The sequence below is a fragment of the Ruegeria sp. O6 genome (genome assembly GCF_056535045.1).
This window is the reverse complement of record NZ_JBQERM010000003.1, coordinates 240,561-258,551: the sequence shown is the minus strand read 5'-3', so window position 1 is coordinate 258,551 and position 17,991 is coordinate 240,561. Positions and strand designations below refer to the sequence as shown.

Annotated in this window: 16 protein-coding genes; 12 read left to right on the top strand and 4 right to left on the bottom strand. The window is 57.6% G+C overall.

The genetic code is table 11. The annotated features are described in order from the left end of the window. Positions 1–122 precede the first annotated feature (122 nt). Positions 123–1,211 (bottom strand): aromatic ring-hydroxylating oxygenase subunit alpha, encoded by a 1,089-nt coding sequence (locus ACR0DY_RS06595; RefSeq protein WP_480897967.1) that lies wholly within the window; start codon positions 1,209–1,211, stop codon positions 123–125. Further along, positions 1,208–2,095, bottom strand: a complete 888-nt coding sequence (locus ACR0DY_RS06590; protein ID WP_480897965.1) for a MurR/RpiR family transcriptional regulator — start codon at positions 2,093–2,095, stop codon at positions 1,208–1,210. The genes ACR0DY_RS06595 and ACR0DY_RS06590 overlap by 4 nt, the downstream gene beginning before the upstream one ends. Before the next feature lie 68 nt (positions 2,096–2,163). On the opposite strand from ACR0DY_RS06590, the gene ACR0DY_RS06585 reads away from it, so the two are divergent. Genes ACR0DY_RS06585 through ACR0DY_RS06560 form a run of 6 tightly spaced genes read left to right on the top strand, consistent with a single transcriptional unit; the run spans position 2,164 to position 9,750 of the window. Then, complete coding sequence (locus ACR0DY_RS06585; protein WP_480897964.1) at positions 2,164–4,617, top strand: FAD-dependent oxidoreductase; 2,454 nt, start codon at positions 2,164–2,166, stop codon at positions 4,615–4,617. Then, complete coding sequence (locus tag ACR0DY_RS06580) at positions 4,617–5,699, top strand: alcohol dehydrogenase family protein (RefSeq protein WP_480486535.1); 1,083 nt, start codon at positions 4,617–4,619, stop codon at positions 5,697–5,699. The genes ACR0DY_RS06585 and ACR0DY_RS06580 overlap by 1 nt, the downstream gene beginning before the upstream one ends. Next, a complete protein-coding gene (locus ACR0DY_RS06575) occupies positions 5,696–6,274 on the top strand; it encodes a dimethylsulfonioproprionate lyase family protein (protein WP_480539056.1) in 579 nt (192 codons plus the stop codon). The genes ACR0DY_RS06580 and ACR0DY_RS06575 overlap by 4 nt, the downstream gene beginning before the upstream one ends. Beyond that, the gene (locus tag ACR0DY_RS06570; protein WP_480897962.1) at positions 6,271–7,377 is read left to right on the top strand and encodes a mandelate racemase/muconate lactonizing enzyme family protein; all 1,107 of its coding nucleotides are present in this window, start codon (positions 6,271–6,273) and stop codon (positions 7,375–7,377) included. The genes ACR0DY_RS06575 and ACR0DY_RS06570 overlap by 4 nt, the downstream gene beginning before the upstream one ends. Further along, the gene (locus ACR0DY_RS06565; protein WP_480897960.1) at positions 7,374–8,477 is read left to right on the top strand and encodes a mandelate racemase/muconate lactonizing enzyme family protein; all 1,104 of its coding nucleotides are present in this window, start codon (positions 7,374–7,376) and stop codon (positions 8,475–8,477) included. The genes ACR0DY_RS06570 and ACR0DY_RS06565 overlap by 4 nt, the downstream gene beginning before the upstream one ends. A gap of 1 nt (position 8,478) precedes the next feature. Beyond that, positions 8,479–9,750, top strand: a complete 1,272-nt coding sequence (locus ACR0DY_RS06560) for an aspartate aminotransferase family protein (protein WP_480482978.1) — start codon at positions 8,479–8,481, stop codon at positions 9,748–9,750. Between the two features lie 223 nt (positions 9,751–9,973). Here ACR0DY_RS06560 and hemC read toward each other — a convergent pair whose 3' ends face one another. Then, positions 9,974–10,939 (bottom strand): hydroxymethylbilane synthase, encoded by a 966-nt coding sequence (gene hemC, locus ACR0DY_RS06555; protein WP_480482980.1) that lies wholly within the window; start codon positions 10,937–10,939, stop codon positions 9,974–9,976. 106 nt (positions 10,940–11,045) lie between these two features. On the opposite strand from hemC, the gene hemE reads away from it, so the two are divergent. Further along, a complete protein-coding gene (gene hemE, locus ACR0DY_RS06550) occupies positions 11,046–12,080 on the top strand; it encodes a uroporphyrinogen decarboxylase (RefSeq protein ID WP_480482982.1) in 1,035 nt (344 codons plus the stop codon). An 81-nt stretch (positions 12,081–12,161) separates the two neighbouring features. Here the strand turns inward: hemE and ACR0DY_RS06545 are convergent, their stop codons facing one another. Then, the gene (locus ACR0DY_RS06545; RefSeq protein ID WP_480545847.1) at positions 12,162–13,250 is read right to left on the bottom strand and encodes a CaiB/BaiF CoA transferase family protein; all 1,089 of its coding nucleotides are present in this window, start codon (positions 13,248–13,250) and stop codon (positions 12,162–12,164) included. Between the two features lie 170 nt (positions 13,251–13,420). Here ACR0DY_RS06545 and ACR0DY_RS06540 point away from each other — a divergent pair, with 170 nt between their 5' ends. The 5 genes from ACR0DY_RS06540 to ACR0DY_RS06520 all read left to right on the top strand — a co-directional run bounded on the left by ACR0DY_RS06540 (position 13,421) and on the right by ACR0DY_RS06520 (position 17,955). After that, entirely contained in the window at positions 13,421–14,350 is a 930-nt protein-coding gene (locus ACR0DY_RS06540; RefSeq protein WP_480494404.1) for an ABC transporter ATP-binding protein, read from the top strand. After that, positions 14,347–15,108 carry an ABC transporter permease gene (locus ACR0DY_RS06535; RefSeq protein ID WP_480494402.1) on the top strand — a complete coding sequence of 254 codons (762 nt, stop codon included), beginning with the start codon at positions 14,347–14,349 and terminating at the stop codon, positions 15,106–15,108. Before ACR0DY_RS06540 ends, ACR0DY_RS06535 begins: the two co-directional genes overlap by 4 nt. 114 nt (positions 15,109–15,222) lie before the next feature. Then, complete coding sequence (locus ACR0DY_RS06530) at positions 15,223–16,020, top strand: S49 family peptidase (protein ID WP_480545849.1); 798 nt, start codon at positions 15,223–15,225, stop codon at positions 16,018–16,020. A 171-nt stretch (positions 16,021–16,191) separates the two neighbouring features. Continuing rightward, positions 16,192–17,154: a calcium/sodium antiporter gene (locus tag ACR0DY_RS06525; protein WP_267365434.1), complete on the top strand. Its 963-nt coding sequence runs from the start codon at positions 16,192–16,194 to the stop codon at positions 17,152–17,154. A 21-nt stretch (positions 17,155–17,175) separates the two neighbouring features. Next, positions 17,176–17,955 carry an SDR family oxidoreductase gene (locus ACR0DY_RS06520; protein WP_480482991.1) on the top strand — a complete coding sequence of 260 codons (780 nt, stop codon included), beginning with the start codon at positions 17,176–17,178 and terminating at the stop codon, positions 17,953–17,955. Positions 17,956–17,991 lie beyond the last annotated feature (36 nt).

The window sequence follows — 17,991 nt, the reverse complement described above, 5'->3', positions numbered from 1 at the left end:
TACCTAAGTGCTTTGGGCAAAAACCGGTCGATTTTGCAAGGGTGCCATTCCTTGGGCATCAGCGTGGTTGATCTACCCGCACAAGGGCAGGGCAAACAGGTTATGTCTGCCTGGGGTGGGTTTCATTCCACGGCCTCGCGCATCCATTGTTGCAACTTGGCGATTGAGTGTTCGGACATCACACCGCAGCCCGGATCCAGCACCAGCGGGCCGGGGCGGTAACCGCGGGATCTGAGTCCGCGATGCACGGATTCCACAAGCCGGATGTCTTCTTCGACCGTTGTTTCCCTGTCCTGAACGGCCAATTGCCTGATCACCGCGCTTTCCGAACCACCTTCGGTGTACCAACCACGCCAGACGGTGCAGTGATCCGTGTCACTTGCGCGCCAGTGATATGTGTTCAGCACATTGCCCGGATAGCACTGGAACGAAAACATCGGCCACAGGAACCAAGACTGGTAATCGCCCGCATGAGGCACTGACAGGTCGATAGGGTAGGTCATCTTGTCGAGACTCTGACATTCGGTCGTGTGGCGCAGCACGAAACCGCCGCCTGCATCGGGTTGGATGTCGTAGGTTTCGGGCTTGACGACACCTTCAGCGAATGTCGGGTGGTTGGTCGGACAGTGATAACACTCGGAGTAATTCTCGACGCTGACCTTCCAGTTGCAATTTTCCGGAATCTCGACCCACTCCAGCGGCTCGAGTTCGTCGATATGCGGGACGAATGCACGGATTTCCTGCCGCACTCCGGGATACCAGTCATCCATCGGCGCTGCCTTGTCGTCGAGATTGACGAAGATAAACCCATTGAAGATTTCGGTCCGGACCGCCGTCAGGCAGATCGCACTGCGGTCAAATCCGGGGACGGATTTGATATTTGGACCCGCGCGCAGCTGGCCGGACAATTCATAGGTCCACGCGTGGTAAGGGCAGACGACGACGCGGGTGTTTCCTGCGCCCGAGATCATTTCATGCGCACGGTGCTGGCAGACGTTATAGAAAGTGCGAATTTCGCCATCGCGCCCGCGAATGCAGAACAGGTTTTGCCCGGCGATCTCAAAAGCAAAGTAATCCCCTGTTTCCCGAACCTGCGCGACATGGCCTGCGAATTGCCATGTTCGGGCCAAAAGCCCCTGCATCTCCTTCTCGAAAATGGCAGGGTCGGTATAGTAGCGCGCGTCCAGTGAGTGGGTCAGCGGTACGTTCATTCGGGTTCCTCCGCATAGATGCCAAGCTGATGGCGACGACGATGGAAACGTTCGACTCGTTCGACGATCTCGTCGCTGGATACCGCGATCACGAAAGACAGCAGCGTTTCCAGCAGCGCGATGGTCGAAACGGATGACGGGAAAAACTGCGGGGTATCTGCTGCGACGACAAACCCGTGATGGGCGTTCCGGATCACAGGGCTGGCCGGACTGTCCGAGATACCTATGACAGTCAGGCCCTGCTGACGTGCCAGTTTGACCGCCTCGATCACTTCGGTGCGGTAGGGATGACAGGTGATCGCAATCAGCACGTCCTGCTCATCGGCCCAGGCCAGATCGTCCATTGGGGTTGAACCGGGGCGGGGGATTGCATGAAACTGCTTCATCCCGGTCGAAGCCAGATAAGTAAAGTTGCGCGCGTTGGAGTTGTTGACGCCTACGCCGAGTGTGAAAATCTGGCGAGAATTCCAGATGACTTCGGCAGCAGATTTCAGGCGGTTTGCGTCGATCCCTGCAAATGTTTCCTCGATATTCCGGATCGCGGCGCCGATCATATCGGCATACAGGCCGCCCAATTCACCGGATTTGCCGATGTCCTGAAGCCATCTGGCACGGTCTGGAAACGACACGCGCCCTTTTCGGATCGCGTCGCGAAAGGGTTCGCGAAAATCTTCGTACCCTTCAAACCCCACTTGCCGTGCCATGCGCACGAATGTGTTGGGTTTGACCTTTGCCGCCTCGGCGATTTCGCGCACGGTTGAGACCCCCACATCCGTAGGGTTTTCCAGAACGTACCGCGCGGCTTTCTGCGCCTCAGGGGTCAGGGCGTCCCACTCTTCGGTCAGGCGGTCCAGAACAGTTGATGATACATTTGTGTCATTCATGATTGACGATGGTACAAATGTGGAATTAGCCTGTCGAGCAGAAAAGCGACTCGGGAAGAGGAAAAATCATGTCCGGGAATGAACTGCCGTCACACGCACGCGTGGTCATCGTCGGGGGCGGCGTCATGGGCGTTGGTCTGGCCTACCATCTGGCCCATGAAGGCTGGGGCGAAGAGACTGTTCTGCTGGAAAAGGCCGAGCTGACCAGCGGCAGTACATGGCATGCAGCAGGGCAGATTACGCATTCAACCTCAAGCTTTGGTCTGGGCAAATGCGTCGATTATAACATCGGTTTGTATTCCGGCCTGCTTGAGGCCGAGACAGGCCAGCCCGTCACATGGCATGGCTGCGGCTCGTTCCGTCTTGCTTATACCGAGGATGAGATGGATTGGCTGCGCCACACGCTGTCGGTGGGCCGGTCGCTGGGCTTCAATATCGAACTTGTCGGTCCCGAGAAGGTGGCCGAACTGCATCCGTTTTATAACCTTGAAGGTGTTCTTGGCGCTCTGCACACGCCGGATGACGGGCATGTGGACCCGACAAACGTGACCATGGCGATGGCAACCGGGGCACGCCAGAAAGGCGTGCGCATCTTCCGCAGTTGCCGGGCGACGAACATCACGCAGGGCGCAAACGGTGAATGGATTGTTGAGACCGAACAGGGCACCATCATCTGTGAGCATGTGGTGAACGCGGGCGGCACCTACGCGCGCCAGATGGGCGAATGGTCCGGGCTGCAACTGCCCATGACGTCAATGACGCACCATTATTTCGTGACTGAGCCAGTGCCCGAATTCCAGAACTTGGACAAGGAACTGCCGGTGATCCGCGATGACCGCAAAGTCTCGGGTTATATCCGGATGGAGCAGCAGCGCGGCCTGATCGGAATATACGAGAAAGAGAATCCGAACTCGGTCTGGCATGATCATTGCCCGTGGGAGTACGAGAACTGGTTGTTCGACGCGGATTATGACCGGGTAATGCCATGGCTAGAGGAAAGCCTGAACCGGATGCCGATCTTTGCAGAACTGGGTATTCAACGCGATGTGCATGGGGCGATATCACATCCGCCGGACGGCAACCCCCTGATCGGTCCTGCACCGGGTGTGCGAAATTACTGGTGCTGTTGCGGGACGCAGATTGGGATCGGTTGGGGCCCGGGTCTGGCCCGCGAACTGGCGCGCTGGATGGTGCATGGGGCTGCCGATATCTCGATGCGGGATTTCGATCCGCGCCGCTTTGGCAGCTATGCCACCAAAGACTGGCAAGTGATCAAAGCGGAAGAAGATTACTGCTTGCGGCACGAAATCCCGTTTCCACACTTCAATCGGCTTGCAGGGCGTCCGATCAAGCCGTCGCCACTGTACGAGTTGCTGAAATCCAAGGGCGCGGTACATGAAGAAGTCTATGGCTTCGAACGCCCCCGCTGGTTCGCCCGCGATGGTGTGGAACAACGCGATCACTATTCCTTCCGCCGCACTCCTGCCGACGACATGGTCGCGGCCGAGGTCAAGGCAGTGCGCGAACGTGTCGGCATCATGGATGTCACCGCCTTCACCAAAGTCGAAGTATCGGGGTCCGATGCCTATACCCTGTTGGATCGGTTGACTGCTAACAGGATGCCGCAAAAGGTTGGCTCGATCACGCTGACCCATATGTTGAACCGTCGTGGCCGGATCGAGTTAGAGACAACGATTGTCCGCATGGCCGAAGACCGCTTCTATCTGGTCTGTGCAGCGTTCTTCGAACAGCGCTTGCTTGATCATCTGGCGCATCATCGCAAGGGTGAAGATGTGCAGATCAACGCGCTGTCGTCAGAATGGTCGGCCTTGTCGCTGAACGGCCCCAGATCACGCGAAGTTCTGGCGCGCTGTACGGCTACCGATCTGAGCAATGCCGGGTTCCGCTGGCTGTCGGCGCAAGAGGTCACCATTGCCGGTCATAAACTCTGGGCGTTTCGCATATCTTATGCGGGCGAACTGGGTTGGGAGCTGCATATGCCCAACGCTGCCTGCCTCGACGTCTACAATGCGCTATGGGCTGCGGGTGAGGCGTATGGCATTGCGGACTATGGCAGTTTCGCCATGAACGTGATGCGGATGGAGAAGGGCTTCAAAGGGGCAGGCGAGCTGACAAACGAAGTCACGCTGGCAGAAGCTGATGTGCTGCGCTTTGCCCGTACGGACAAGGGCTACCTGGGCAAGGACAAGACGTTGAACACCGATCTGCCATGGGTATGTGCCTATCTGCAAGTCGAGCCGGATGGCGAAATTGATGGCCATGGAGGCGAGGCGGTGACGCTGGACGGGCGTGTCATAGGCTCGACAGCTTCGGTCGTATTCGGCCACACGGTAGGTAAGATATTGGCCTTTGCATACATCAAATCCGAAGCAGCAAAAGCGGGAACCGAGTTGGAGGTCGTGATTCACGGCAAGCCGCGTTCGGCCCGAGTACTGGATAAGCCCGCCTACGATCCAGACAGCCTGCTGCCCCGCACAGACGCAGTAGTGGAGACCGCCTGATGAGCCTGCCCGCCACAATGAAAGCCATGGTCACGATGGGCCACGGAGGGTTAGAGCAGATAGTTTGGCACGATAAATGGCCGCGTCCTGAACCTGCGGAGGGTGAAGTGCTGATCAAGGTTGCGGCATGTGGCCTGAACAATACGGACGTCAACACGCGGTCGGGTTGGTACTCCAAGACGGTCACAGCCGCAACGACCGGTGGTGCGTTTGAAGAGGTTGGCGAAGAAGATCCCACCTGGGGCGGTAATCCGATCACCTTCCCGCGAATTCAAGGGGCCGATATCTGCGGGCATATCGTTTCCGTCGGCGAAGGTGTTGACCAGGCACGTATTGGCGAGCGTGTCATCACGGATGGCTGGCTGCGCGATCCGGTGGAACCCGACAATATGGACAAGACTGGTTATTTCGGCTCGGAACGGGATGGTGGTTTTGCCGAATACGCGACAACTCTGGCGGTGAATGCTGTGGCAATCACCTCGAACCTGACGGATGCTGAACTGGCAACTTTTTCCTGCTCTTACTCCACCGCCGAAGGCATGTTGACCCGTGCCAATGTGACCGGCGAGGATACGGTTTTGGTTCCAGGTGCTTCCGGCGGTGTGGGCGGTGCGCTTGTGCAACTGGCCAAACGGCGCGGCGCGCGTGTGATCGCGATGGCATCCGAATCCAAACACGCGGACGTGGCCAGGCTTGGCCCTGACGTCATTCTGCCACGCGCTCCTGCGAACCTGCGCGAGGCGCTGGGCGTAGAAAAGATCAGTGTGGTCGCAGATGTCGTGGGCGGACCATACTGGCCGAACCTGATCGACATTTTGGAACGGGGTGGCCGCTATACCTGTTCGGGCGCAATTGCAGGCCCGATCGTCGAACTTGATCTGCGCACATTCTACCTGCGCGACCTGACCTTCACCGGTTCGACCGTCATTGACCCTCAGGTCATGAAGAACCTCGTAACATACATCGAGGCTGGTGAGATCAAGCCAGCGCTTGCCGCGACATACGCGCTGAAGGAACTCCGAGAAGCACAAGCCGCGTTCATCGCGAAAGAGCACACCGGCAACATCGTGGTGATGCCATGACGCTTGACGATGTTCTCGAAGCTGCCCGGCAAATGCACCATGCGCATCCGGACCTTGCTGCGTTCGCGCCTTGGCCGGGTGATCTGACCCCGACGGGGTTGGATGCCGCACCCATTCCCGCAACGAGGCTGGTGGCAGCCTTCGATCTTGTTGAAGACACGCCAACCCGTGACTTGATCGCGGCGGTCAAAGCGACGGCGCATCTGGCACATTGGAAACACACCTACACCGAAGACGAAGTTGGTGCGGATTTCCTGAACCGATACGGCTATTATGAGTTGTTAGGTCCTACCGGACATTTTCACTCGACCCTGCTGCGTGGCTACATCGCGTATTGGGGGGCTGGCCTGAATTACGATTGGCACAGCCATCAGGCCGAAGAACTCTACCTCATTCTTGGCGGAGGTGCGTTGTTCAAGGTCAATGGGAACGAAACATATCTTGGAGCCAATCAAACACGCTTGCACGCAAGCTGGCAAAGTCATGCCATGGTCACCACAGATCAGCAGATCCTGACTTATGTTCTGTGGCGCGGTGAAGGCATGGGTGATCTGCCCCGGATGGATATCGCATGAAGATCAAATCTATCACAGTATTTCACGTCGACCTCCCACTGGAGCATCCATATTGGTTGTCTGGTGGGCGACTGAAATTCGAAACGCTTGACGCGACACTCGTGAAAATCGAAACCGATGCGGGGTTTGTTGGCTGGGGTGAAGGGACGCCATGGGGCCATACCTATGTGCCCGCGCATGGTCCGGGTATCCGCGCCGGAATTGAAACGATGGCGCCGTTCATTCTGGGCCTTGATCCGCGGCGGGTTCTGGATGTGGAACGGGCTATGGATCTTGCCTTGCCCGGGCACCTTTATACCAAAAGCCCTATTGATATGGCCTGCTGGGATATCGCGGGTCAGGTGGCGGGTGTGCCGATTGCCGATCTGATGGGGGGTGGATCGCGGACACCGCGCCCGATAGCGTCCTCGGTCGGGGCGAAATCCGTCGACGAAACGCGCGCGGTCATAGAGCGGTACCGCCAGCGGGGCTACATCGCCCATTCTGTGAAGATCGGTGGTGACGTTGAACGGGACATCGCGCGTGTTCGCGATGTCGAGAGTATTCGGCGACCCGGCGAGATCGTTCTTTATGATGTCAATCGTGGCTGGACGCGTCAGCAAGCGTTGCGTGTGATGAGCACCTGCGCGGACCTGAATGTCATGTTCGAACAACCTTGTGAGACGCTGGATGACATTGCTGCAATCTCGGGGCTTCACCCGTCACCCGTTTCAGTGGACGAAAGCCTTGTGACTTTGCAGGATGCGGCCCGTATTGCCCGCGATGGTCTGGCTCAGATTTTCGGGATCAAGTTGAACCGCGTCGGCGGGCTGACCAAGGCTGCGCGCATGCGGGATATCGCGCTGGCCCATGGGATAGACATGTTTGTAATGGCCACAGGCGGTACGGTTCTGGCCGATACCGAAGCATTGCATCTGGCCGCGACCATCCCGGATGACAACTGCCTTGCAGTATGGGCCTGTCAGGACATGATCACGGTCGATATTGCCGGTGGGCGTGGGCCTCGGAATGTTGATGGCCATTTGCACCTGCCAGAAGAACCCGGGCTCGGTGTTCATCCGGATGAAAGCACATTGGGTGATCCAGTGGGAGTATACGCTTGAAAATCAACAAGATAACGCTCTGGTCTGTTGATCTGACAAGTCACGAAACGTACCATATGGCTGAAGGTAAGACCTGCGCCACTGTGAAATCCCATGTCCTGAGCCTTGAAACGGACACCGGTCACAGGGGGTGGGGTGAGGTCTGCCCGATCCCGCATTACCTGCCGGCCTATGCGGACGGGGTGCCAGGTGCCATTGCTGAGATGGCGCCTGAAATCCTCGGGATTACCCCATTTGGTGCAGACGCCCCCATGCGCAAGCTGGACGGGTTTCTGCAAGGGCATCAATACGCGAAATCGATCGTCGATATCGCGCTTTGGGACCTGTTCGGTCAGGCGGCAGGGATGCCGGTTTATGCGGTGTTGGGTGGGCGAGCGCAGGCGGATATGCCGCTCTATCATTCAATCACTTGCATTGCGCCGGACGAGATGGCGCGCATTTCTAAATCCGCTTTTCAAACTGGTATCCGCCAGTTTCAGGTTAAGCTGGGCGTCGAGGGCGATTGGCAGGCGGATGCCGAACGGTTGATCAAAGTGCGCGAAGCCGTGGGAACCGGGCCATTGGTTTACGGTGACTGGAATTGTGGAGCATCGCGATTGCAGGCGACCCGTACCGGGCGTGCGGTGGCACATCTGGACGTGATGTTGGAACAGCCCTGCAAAACGCTGGAGGACTGTGCCGCTGTCCGTCAGGCTACCGGTCTTCCGATGAAAATCGACGAGAGTGCCTTTGATCTTGCCTCGCTGATGCGTGCGCATGACCTCGGGTGCATGGATGCGGTGGCGCTTAAACTTTCAAAATTCGGCGGATTGTCGGCAATGCGTCGTGCGCGGGACCTGACCGTGCATCTGGGCGCCGAGATTTGCGCGGAATGCACATGGGGGTCTGATATTATTACCGCGGCTTCACTCCACTTTGCGGCGTCGACGCCGAAGAGCTCCCTGATGAACACGTGTGACTTGTCGTCGTACGTGGCCCCGCGTCTGTGTCCTGATGCACCAAACCGTGAAAACGGCCGGATTGCTCCGCCCGAAGGTCCGGGATTAGGTGTGACCCCTGACCTCGAAATTCTTGGCACCCCGATTTTGGAGATTGATTGAGATGCTGAAGATCCAGACACAGTCCGAGTGGATAGCACGCGCAAAAGAGGTTCTTCCAGCTGGCGGTTTCGGCAACTTCGATCCGGGCATCATCATCGCCCGTGGTGAAGGCAGCCGTGTCTGGGACGAGGACGGCAACGAATATGTCGATTACCTGATAGGGTCGGGTCCGATGCTGCTGGGCCATGGCCACCCCGAGGTGATGGAAGCCGTATTGGAACAGTTGCCAAAAGGGATGACGTTTTTTGCAAACAACAGCAAGGGCATCGAATTGGCCGAGGCCATCATCGACGCCGTTCCCTGCTGCGAGCAGGTGCGCTTTGTCGCGTCGGGAGGCGAAGCCGACATGTATGCGATTCGCCTGGCGCGGGCTTATACCGGGCGCAGCAAGATCCTGAAGTTTGAAGGCGGTTACCACGGTATGAGCGCCGAGGCGCAGATGAGCCTTGCCCCAAGCCGCAGAGTTAATTTCCCGCAGGCTGTTCCCGACAGCGCCGGTATCCCCGACAGCGTGGCCGAGCAGATGCTGATCGCGCCCTTTAACGATCTGGAAGCCGTCGCTGCTTTGCTGGAGGAAAATGACGATGTTGCCGCGATTATGGTCGAGCCTTTGCAACGGATCATTCCGCCAATGCCGGGATATTTGCAGGGCCTTCGAACCCTGTGTGATCAACGTGGTGTGTTGCTGATCTTTGATGAGATCGTCACCGGATTTCGGCTGGCTTATGGCGGGGCGCAGGAACGATACGGGGTCACACCGGATATCTGCACTCTGGGTAAGATCACGGGCGGTGGCTTCCCTCTGGCTGCGCTCGGTGCCAGCGTCGAGATCATGAAGCATTTCGATAAATCGAAGGTCGGGGAAGAAGGTTGGCTGATGCAGTTGGGGACCCTATCAGGGAATCCGGTCGCCTCGGCCGCTGGGCTGAAGACGATGGAGATTCTGCGGCGTGATAGCGCGTACGAGCGTTTGCGCGCAATTGGAAAACACTTGCAGCAGATTCAGACGGACGCCTTGAATGAAGCGGGTATTGCGCATCGGATATGCGGTGACGAGACTTTGTTTGACATCTATTTCACCAACGCCGAATGTCGTGACTATCGCAGCGCAAACCATGATGATCCACAGCGTAACGCCACTTATAATGCGGTGCTGCGCGCCCATGGAATCTTCAAGTCTCCGGGCAAGCTTTATCCGTCGCTGGCGATCACCGATGCGGATCTGGAACAGACACGCATCGCCGTCCGTCACGCGGTTGATGCCATTTCCTGAAGGTTGGATGTATACAACGTAAACGGGTCGCTGTTGAGTTCAACAGCGACCCGCTACCTTTGGAAGTCGGGGGTCAGCCTCGCCCCCTCGAATACTGATTAAATCACCGGCAATCTGAAAACTTTTCGATACTTTCGAGACTGACCCGACTTCCTCATCGGTATGTCACTTTAATGCCCGAGAATCTCGGCGGTCACAGTGATCAAGTTCACACTGCCTTAAATTAATTTGAATTTTTCCAATCAAAAAAACCTGGACCCGCCTGTTCCAACAGTTCCGCTGCCATCGTGCGGGCCATTTCTGGCCCGTCTTTGACAGAACCGGTCACTTCTCTGTTCACGGTGTCCGACCCATCTGGGCGCAGGACTTCGCCGCGCAGCCTTAAGTTGTCTCCGTCCAGTTCCGCCAGGCCAGCGATCGGAGTTTCGCAAGACCCGTCCAGCGCGGCCAGCAAGGTGCGTTCGGCGGCCAGCCGCCATCCTGTTTCCGCGTGATGAATCGCTTCAAGCATTTCAGCCGCGCGTATATCGTTGCTACGCCGTTCGATGCCAATGGTACCCTGTGCAATCGCGGGCAGCATGTCATCCGGAGAAATGGCGCTGGCTGGAATCTCGTCCATGCCCAGACGGCGAATGCCAGCCATGGCCAGAAAAGTGCAATCCGCGACCCTGGCTTCCAGCTTTTTCAGCCGCGTCTGCACGTTCCCGCGAAACTCGACCACTTTCAGATCCGGCCGCCGGTTCAGCAGCTGTGCCCGGCGCCGCAAAGACGAGGTGCCCACGACGGCCCCTTCAGGCAGATCGTGGATCGAGTTAAGGCGCGGCGAGATGAAAGCGTCACGCACATCCTCGCGCGGAAGGAATGTGTCCAGAACCAGCCCTTCGGGCTGCTCAACAGGCATGTCTTTCGTTGAATGCACGGCGATATCGATTTCGGCGCGCAACATCGCCTCTTCGATTTCCTTGGTGAACAGGCCCTTGTTGCCGATTTCCTTCAGGGGACGATCTGCATCGATCATAGCGCGATTGTCGCCAGTTGTCTTGATCACGACGATTTCAAAGGCCGCTTCGGGTAGATCGAAGGCATCGCTCAGACGTTGGCGCGTTTCATAGGCCTGAGCCAGAGCCAGCGGCGAACCACGAGTGCCGATTCTGAGGGGCGATGCGGGGGTGGGCAGGGTCAAAGTCATGTGCACAGCTTTAGTCGCGTCACATTGCCCTGACAATGGGGGCTGAGCTTGACAAATTGCCGCCGAAGGACGACCCGTTGCCAAAACCGGAAGACTGGGGGCGAATATGGCCGAGACAAAGAAACTGCTGAGGGCGCTGGCGGGCGAAGTACAGGATGTGCCGCCAATCTGGATGATGCGCCAGGCGGGTCGGTATCTGCCGGAATACCGGGCTACCCGTGCCCAGGCTGGGGATTTTCTGTCATTATGCTATAACCCGGAACTGGCCGCCGAAGTCACATTGCAGCCAATCCGGCGCTATGGGTTTGATGCTGCGATCCTGTTTGCCGATATCCTGCTGGTACCGCAGGCGCTGGGTGCGGATTTATGGTTCGTGACCGGTGAAGGCCCACGTTTATCGACCATCACGCGGCAAGCGGAGTTTGATGCGCTGAAACCGGTTGACGCGATTCATGAGACATTGTCGCCCGTTTATGAAACGGTTCGGATCCTGTCGCGAGAATTGCCGTCTGAGACCGCGTTGATCGGGTTTGCCGGCGCGCCCTGGACAGTCGCGACCTACATGATCGCCGGGCGTGGAACACCCGATCAGGGACCAGCTCACGCTCTGCGAGAAAGCGATACTGTTTTATTCGAGGCGCTGCTGGATCGCATCACGGCCGCAACAATCGAGTATCTGTCGGCTCAGATCGACGCCGGGGCTGAGGTGGTCAAGATTTTCGACAGCTGGGCGGGTTCCCTGAAAGGTGAGGCGTTTCGCAGATACGCTGTGGAACCATGCCGTGTGATTACGCAGGCCATCAAGGAGCGTCATCCCGGCATTCCGGTGATTGGTTTCCCGCGCGAGGCGGGGGAGGGGTATATTGGATTTGCCAAGACGACTGGCGTGGATTGCGTCGCGCTGGACAACTCGGTGTCGCCCGATTGGGCCGCCAGACATGTACAGATTGATGGTTGTGTACAGGGAAACCTGGCCTCGTCGCATATGGTGACCGGTGGACAGGCTCTGGTGGAAGAGACGCGGCGGATTGTCGAGGCGTTCTCGAACGGGCCACACATCTTCAACCTGGGTCATGGGATCACGCCGGATGCCGATCCTGAGAATGTTCAGTTGATGATCGATACGGTGCGCGGGCGGTAGTCAGATTAAAGGGGGCCAGCCCCCTTCTTGGCCTGCGGCCAATTCATCCCCCGGGATATTTTGCGCCAGATGAAGTGCGGATCAGCTCAGGCTGTCGAGCTCTGCGAGGATGTCCTTGGTATGCTCGCCGCGTATGGGACTGGGTTTCGGGGTCCAGTCATGGCCTGAAAACCGTGGGGCGGCGGCGGCCTGAAATGCGCCGTCAAAATCCTGCCAGCAGTTGCGATGGGTGTTCATCGGGTGTGAGCGGGCTTCGTCCGGGCTGAGAACTGGGGCAACGCAGGCATCTGTTCCTCGAAACAGGGCCTCCCAATGGTCGCGTGGTTGACTGGCGAAAATATCGGTCAGACGGCGTGAAAGCGAAGGCCATAGATTACGGTCGTATTGCCGTTGAAACTCGGTATCGTTTGTGAGGCCCATTAAGCTCAGAAATTGCATGTAGAATTTTGGTTCGAGGCATTGAACGGAAATAAAACCACCGCAGGCGCAGGCGTAGGTTCTGCTCCAGTGGGGACCGTCCAACAGGCTTTGACCCCGGGTTTCAGACAGGTTGCCGGTTTGGCGCATTGTCATCAACAGGTTCATCATATGGGCCGAGCCGTCATAGATTGCCGCGTCAACGACAGTACCTGCGCCAGTGCGTTGCGCATTGATGAGCCCTGCCAGAACGCCTGCCACAAGATACATGGCCCCACCGCCGATATCGCCCACCAAAGTTGGCGGGGTCTGCGGTGCTTGGCCGGGACGTGATGCATACCAGAGCGCTCCGGACAGGGCGATGTAATTCAGGTCATGCCCCGCCGTGTCGGCCAGCGGGCTATCCTGCCCCCAGCCAGTCATGCGCCCATAGACCAGTTTTGGATTGCGGGTCAGGCAGGTATCCGGGCCGAGCCCCAGTTTTTCCATCACACCGGGGCGGAATCCTTCGATCAGGGCATCGGCTGTGTCAATAAGGCGAAGTGCGGTATCCAGATCATTGGCGTTCTTCAGATCAAGTGCGATGGATCTTTTGCCCCGGTCCAGCAGGGAACGTTCCGGCATACCCGGTGTTGCGGCGCCCCCTTTGCGGTGGACTGTTATCACGTCAGCGCCCAGATCTGCCAGTAACATGGCACTAAACGGGCCGGGGCCCAGACCTTCGAGTTCGACAACACGTATTCCGTTCAGCATCAAGGCCCTCCGTTTCCGGCAGAGTTTGCTGGCTGGTGTCGGGATTGCAAGCCGGATGATTGCTGGCGCGGGCGGTCTTCCTTTTGGCAGTTGTTCATCACATGGTGCGGAATGGGCCTGTTATCCCTGTGTTCGGGGCGATAGGGTCTGGGCCAGAACGGGGAGCGGATATGACGACCATTTTATCCATCAGAGATCTGCGCAAATCCTACGCCGATGGGTTCGAGGCGCTGAAAGGTGTGTCTCTGGACATTGAAGAAGGCGAAATTCTTGCGCTTCTGGGGCCGAATGGGGCGGGAAAAACTACTCTGATCTCGACGATCTGCGGAATAACCACGCCAACATCCGGTACGGTTTCAGTCGGCGGGCACGACATTCAGTCGGACTATCGCGCAGCGCGCAGAATGATCGGGCTTGTCCCGCAAGAGATTGCGCTGGAACCGTTTGAAAAGGTCTGGAACACGGTTCGGCTGTCACGCGGATTGTTTGGGCTGGGCAAAGACAACGCCCGGATCGAGGACATTCTGCGCAAGCTTTCGCTGTGGGAAAAGCGCAAGAACGCAATCAAGGAGTTGTCGGGCGGCATGAAACGCCGCGTGCTGATCGCCAAGGCCTTGGCGCATGAACCACGTGTTTTGTTTCTGGATGAACCGACGGCGGGTGTGGATGTCGAGCTGCGCAAGGATATGTGGGAAATCGTGGCCGAGCTGAAACGGGACGGTGTCACCATCATTCTGACCACCCACTATATCGAAGAGGCCGAAGCCATCGCGGATCGCGTCGGCGTTATTGACAAGGGTGAGTTGCTTTTGGTGCAGGATAAAGACACGCTTATGGCGCAGATGGGCAAAAAGCAGATTGTCGTCATGCTGACTGAGCCAATCGCCAGGATTCCCGATGATTTGGCCAGCCACAATCTGACCCTTAACGGCGCGGGGGATAGCCTGATCTATACCTACGATACCCATGCGGATCGCACGGGGATAACGACCCTGTTGAATGACGTGTCGCAGGCCGGGCTGGTATTGCGCGATGTGCAGACACGGCAATCGAGCCTGGAAGAGATATTTGTAAACCTGGTATCCGGAGAGGCGGCATGAACTGGACCGCAATCGCTGCAATCTACCGGTTCGAAATGGCTCGCTTCTTTCGCACCCTGGCGCAAAGCTTCCTGTCACCGGTTCTTTCCACCTCGCTGTATTTCGTGGTTTTTGGCACCGCCATCGGCAGTCGAATTCAGGAGGTCGAGGGCGTATCCTACGGCGCGTTCATTGTGCCGGGCTTGATCATGCTGTCGGTGGTGATGCTTTCGATCTCGAACGCGTCTTTCGGAATTTATTTCCCAAAGTTTCTGGGCACCATTTACGAGCTGCTGTCGGCGCCGGTGAATTTTTTCGAAATCGTGATTGGGTATGTTGGTGCGGCGGCCAGCAAAGCGCTGTTCGTGGGACTGGTCATTCTGGCCACGTCGACCTTCTTCGTCGACATACGGATCGAACACCCCTTTGCCATGGCGGCGTTTTTGATCCTGTCATGTCTCAGCTTCTCGTTGCTGGGCTTTATCATCGGGATATGGGCCAGTAATTTTGAACAGATGTCTCTGGTACCGCAACTTGTGGTCACGCCACTTATCTTCCTTGGCGGTACGTTTTATTCAATCTCGATGCTGCCGCCTCTGTGGCAGACGATCACGTTGTTCAATCCGGTCGTCTATCTGATCTCGGGGTTTCGCTGGTCGTTTTTCGGGCTTGCGGATGTGCCCATCGCCATGAGTTTGCTGGCCATCATAGCCTTTACTGGGGTGTGTCTGGCGGTCATTGGCTGGATCTTCAAAACTGGCTGGCGCATTCGCAGCTAACCCACGCCGGTGCGTTGCATTTTTGCCCATCGAGTGTGTGAATCTGGTTCACGTCGCGTTCAAGGTTCGAAGAGTCCCTTGTTTACGGGTTGGTGGCACTCTACATCGGCACCCATGAAGCTCAGCCTGCCGTTCGTCAAAAAACACCCCTGTGTGGCCGTTGTCCGCCTGTCCGGCGCCATTGGAATGGCCGGGCGCGGGTCCTTGAACGACGCCACGCTTGCGCCGGTTCTCGAGAAAGCCTTTCGCAAGGGAAAACCTGCGGCCGTGGCGCTTGAGATCAATTCACCGGGCGGATCCCCTGTCCAAAGTTCAATGATCGGTGCGCGCATTCGGCGTTTGTCCGAAGAACAGGACGTGCCGGTCATCGCTTTTGTCGAAGACGTCGCTGCATCCGGTGGGTATTGGCTGGCCGCCGCAGCGGATGAGATCTGGGCCGATGACAGTTCCGTACTGGGATCGATCGGTGTGATCTCGGCTGGATTTGGCGCGCATGTCTTTCTGGCGCGGCAGGGATTTGAGCGGCGGGTCCATACCGCCGGGAAATCGAAGTCCATGCTCGACCCGTTTTCACCGGAAAAGAAAGAGGATGTAGCCCGCCTGCAAGGGTTATTGGGCGATATCCACGAGAATTTCATTGCGCACGTCAAAGATCGGCGCGGGGACAAGCTGAATCAGGAAGCTGACCTGTTCACGGGCGAGGTCTGGCTGGCGCGTCGCGCGCAGGAACTGGGGCTTATCGACGGCATCGCCCATCTGAAGCCAAAGGTGCAGGACCGTTTCGGTGACAAGGTCAAATTTCGCCGCTATGGCGTGAAAAAACCGATCTGGACCCGGTTTGGTGCCAGCCTGGCGCAGGATGCTATCGCAGGGTTAGAGGAGCGGGCAGCCTACGCGCGTTTCGGTTTGTGACGTGATCGTAAAGGCTGTCACTCTATTTCTGATCGCAATGGGCGTATTGGCAATGTTCGGCAAGCTGCGGTTTCCTGGGCAAAAGAAGCTAAGTTCGGCGAAATGTCCGCGATGCGGTCGCTATCGCATCGGAAAAGGCCCCTGTGCCTGTGGAAAAGGAGGCCGGGCTTGATCACCACGTGGCTGCTGTCTGGTCTTGGCCTGTTGATCCTGTTGCTGGCAGGCGATGCCTTGGTGCGTGGCGCAGTGAACCTGAGCCTGCGTTTAGGTGTTCCGGCCTTGATCGTCAGCCTTACGATTGTGGCCTTCGGCACGTCCGCGCCCGAGTTGCTGATTGCTATCAGTGCCGTCAAGGAACACGCACCGGGTATTGCGCTGGGCAATGTTGTCGGATCAAACACGGCCAACATCCTGTTGGTTCTTGGTCTTCCTGCGATGCTGGCAACGATCCATACCAGCGAATGCGACAGCCGTAGGAACTATGCATTCATGCTGATGGCGACGGCCCTGTTCATAGGGTTGGCGTTTTGTGGAACATTCACCGTCGTCAGCGGCCTGATCCTGCTGGCGGCTTTGGGCCTGGTTCTGATGAATGCGTTTCGTGAAGCAAAGGCGCACCGCAAGGCCTGTGGGGAAGCCTGTGCCGATGACGACGACCTTGAAGGTCTGGAAGAAGCTGATCCTGACATGCCTTACTGGAAGGTATCGGTTTACCTGATCCTCGGCCTTGTGGGCCTTCCTATGGGGGCGCACCTGCTGGTGGAAAATGCGACGGTCATCGCCCGGACATATGGTGTCAGTGAAACGGTTATCGGTCTGACCCTAATTGCGGTTGGAACGTCTTTACCCGAACTGGCGACAACCGTGATGGCCGCTTTGCGCCGACAGGCCGATGTGGCCCTTGGCAACGTGATTGGCTCGAACATGTTCAATCTTCTGGCCATTATCGGGATTGCAACCTGGTTCGGGCGTATCCCGGTCGATCCCGGTTTCCTGCATTTTGACCTTTGGGTCATGCTGGGCGCATCGCTGCTTCTGGTTCCCTTTGTTGTTTTCAAGCAGGATATCTCTCGCGGTTGGGGGCTGGTGCTGACCTTCCTTTATGCGCTTTATGTCACTGTATTGCTGGTGTGATCTGACAAAACGAGGTGAAGCATGACCCGAGCTTTAGTGACCGGTGCCGGTATTCGTCTGGGTCGGGCCATGGCGCTTTATCTGGCGGGTCGTGGATATGATGTCGCCGTTCATTATGCGTCCTCAGAACGCCCCGCGCACGAGACTGTGGCGGAGGTACAGGCTATGGGCCGACGGTCAGTGGCATTGCAGGCTGATCTGCTGGATGAGGCAGAGGTGCAGGATCTGCTGCCCAAAGCAGCCGAGGCTCTGGGCGGGCCGATCACCTGTCTGGTGAACAACGCCTCGATCTTTGAGTATGACAGCGTTCACACCGCGACCCGCCAAAGCTGGGACCGCCATCTCGACAGCAATCTGCGGGCACCGTTCGTTTTGACCCAAGCCATGGCCGGGCAGGGGCTGGCCCCGAACACGGACGAAAATGGCGAACCAGTTGCGACCGGTCTGATCATCAACATGGTGGACATGCGTGTACGCAAGCTGACACCCGAGTTCATGTCTTACACCATCGCCAAAATGGGGCTATGGACGCTGACCCGTACCTCGGCACAGGCGCTGTCCCCTGCAATCCGGGTCAATGCCATCGGACCCGGACCGACGGTACAGGGGCATCGTCAAAGCGCTGAGCATTTCCAGGCGCAACGAACGAATACTGTTCTGGAACGTGGGTCAAATCCGTCGGATATCACCGCCGCCTTGGGATATTTTCTGGATGCACACGCAGTAACGGGGCAACTGATATGCGTGGATGGCGGCCAACACCTGGGGTGGAAAACACCGGACGTTCTGGGAGTTGAATAAGCAATATCGCTGCAAGTTTTGCACCGCGCACGTTTG

What these genes read in the sequence shown, in the direction of transcription:
- ACR0DY_RS06595 (WP_480897967.1), bottom strand. Translation starts at nt 1,211, where the DNA reads ATGAACGTACCGCTGACCCACTCACTGGACGCGCGCTACTATACCGAC.
- ACR0DY_RS06590 (WP_480897965.1), bottom strand. Translation starts at nt 2,095, where the DNA reads ATGAATGACACAAATGTATCATCAACTGTTCTGGACCGCCTGACCGAA.
- ACR0DY_RS06585 (WP_480897964.1), top strand. Translation starts at nt 2,164, where the DNA reads ATGTCCGGGAATGAACTGCCGTCACACGCACGCGTGGTCATCGTCGGG.
- ACR0DY_RS06580 (WP_480486535.1), top strand. Translation starts at nt 4,617, where the DNA reads ATGAGCCTGCCCGCCACAATGAAAGCCATGGTCACGATGGGCCACGGA.
- ACR0DY_RS06575 (WP_480539056.1), top strand. Translation starts at nt 5,696, where the DNA reads ATGACGCTTGACGATGTTCTCGAAGCTGCCCGGCAAATGCACCATGCG.
- ACR0DY_RS06570 (WP_480897962.1), top strand. Translation starts at nt 6,271, where the DNA reads ATGAAGATCAAATCTATCACAGTATTTCACGTCGACCTCCCACTGGAG.
- ACR0DY_RS06560 (WP_480482978.1), top strand. Translation starts at nt 8,479, where the DNA reads ATGCTGAAGATCCAGACACAGTCCGAGTGGATAGCACGCGCAAAAGAG.
- hemC (WP_480482980.1), bottom strand. Translation starts at nt 10,939, where the DNA reads ATGACTTTGACCCTGCCCACCCCCGCATCGCCCCTCAGAATCGGCACT.
- hemE (WP_480482982.1), top strand. Translation starts at nt 11,046, where the DNA reads ATGGCCGAGACAAAGAAACTGCTGAGGGCGCTGGCGGGCGAAGTACAG.
- ACR0DY_RS06545 (WP_480545847.1), bottom strand. Translation starts at nt 13,250, where the DNA reads ATGCTGAACGGAATACGTGTTGTCGAACTCGAAGGTCTGGGCCCCGGC.
- ACR0DY_RS06540 (WP_480494404.1), top strand. Translation starts at nt 13,421, where the DNA reads ATGACGACCATTTTATCCATCAGAGATCTGCGCAAATCCTACGCCGAT.
- ACR0DY_RS06535 (WP_480494402.1), top strand. Translation starts at nt 14,347, where the DNA reads ATGAACTGGACCGCAATCGCTGCAATCTACCGGTTCGAAATGGCTCGC.
- ACR0DY_RS06530 (WP_480545849.1), top strand. Translation starts at nt 15,223, where the DNA reads ATGAAGCTCAGCCTGCCGTTCGTCAAAAAACACCCCTGTGTGGCCGTT.
- ACR0DY_RS06520 (WP_480482991.1), top strand. Translation starts at nt 17,176, where the DNA reads ATGACCCGAGCTTTAGTGACCGGTGCCGGTATTCGTCTGGGTCGGGCC.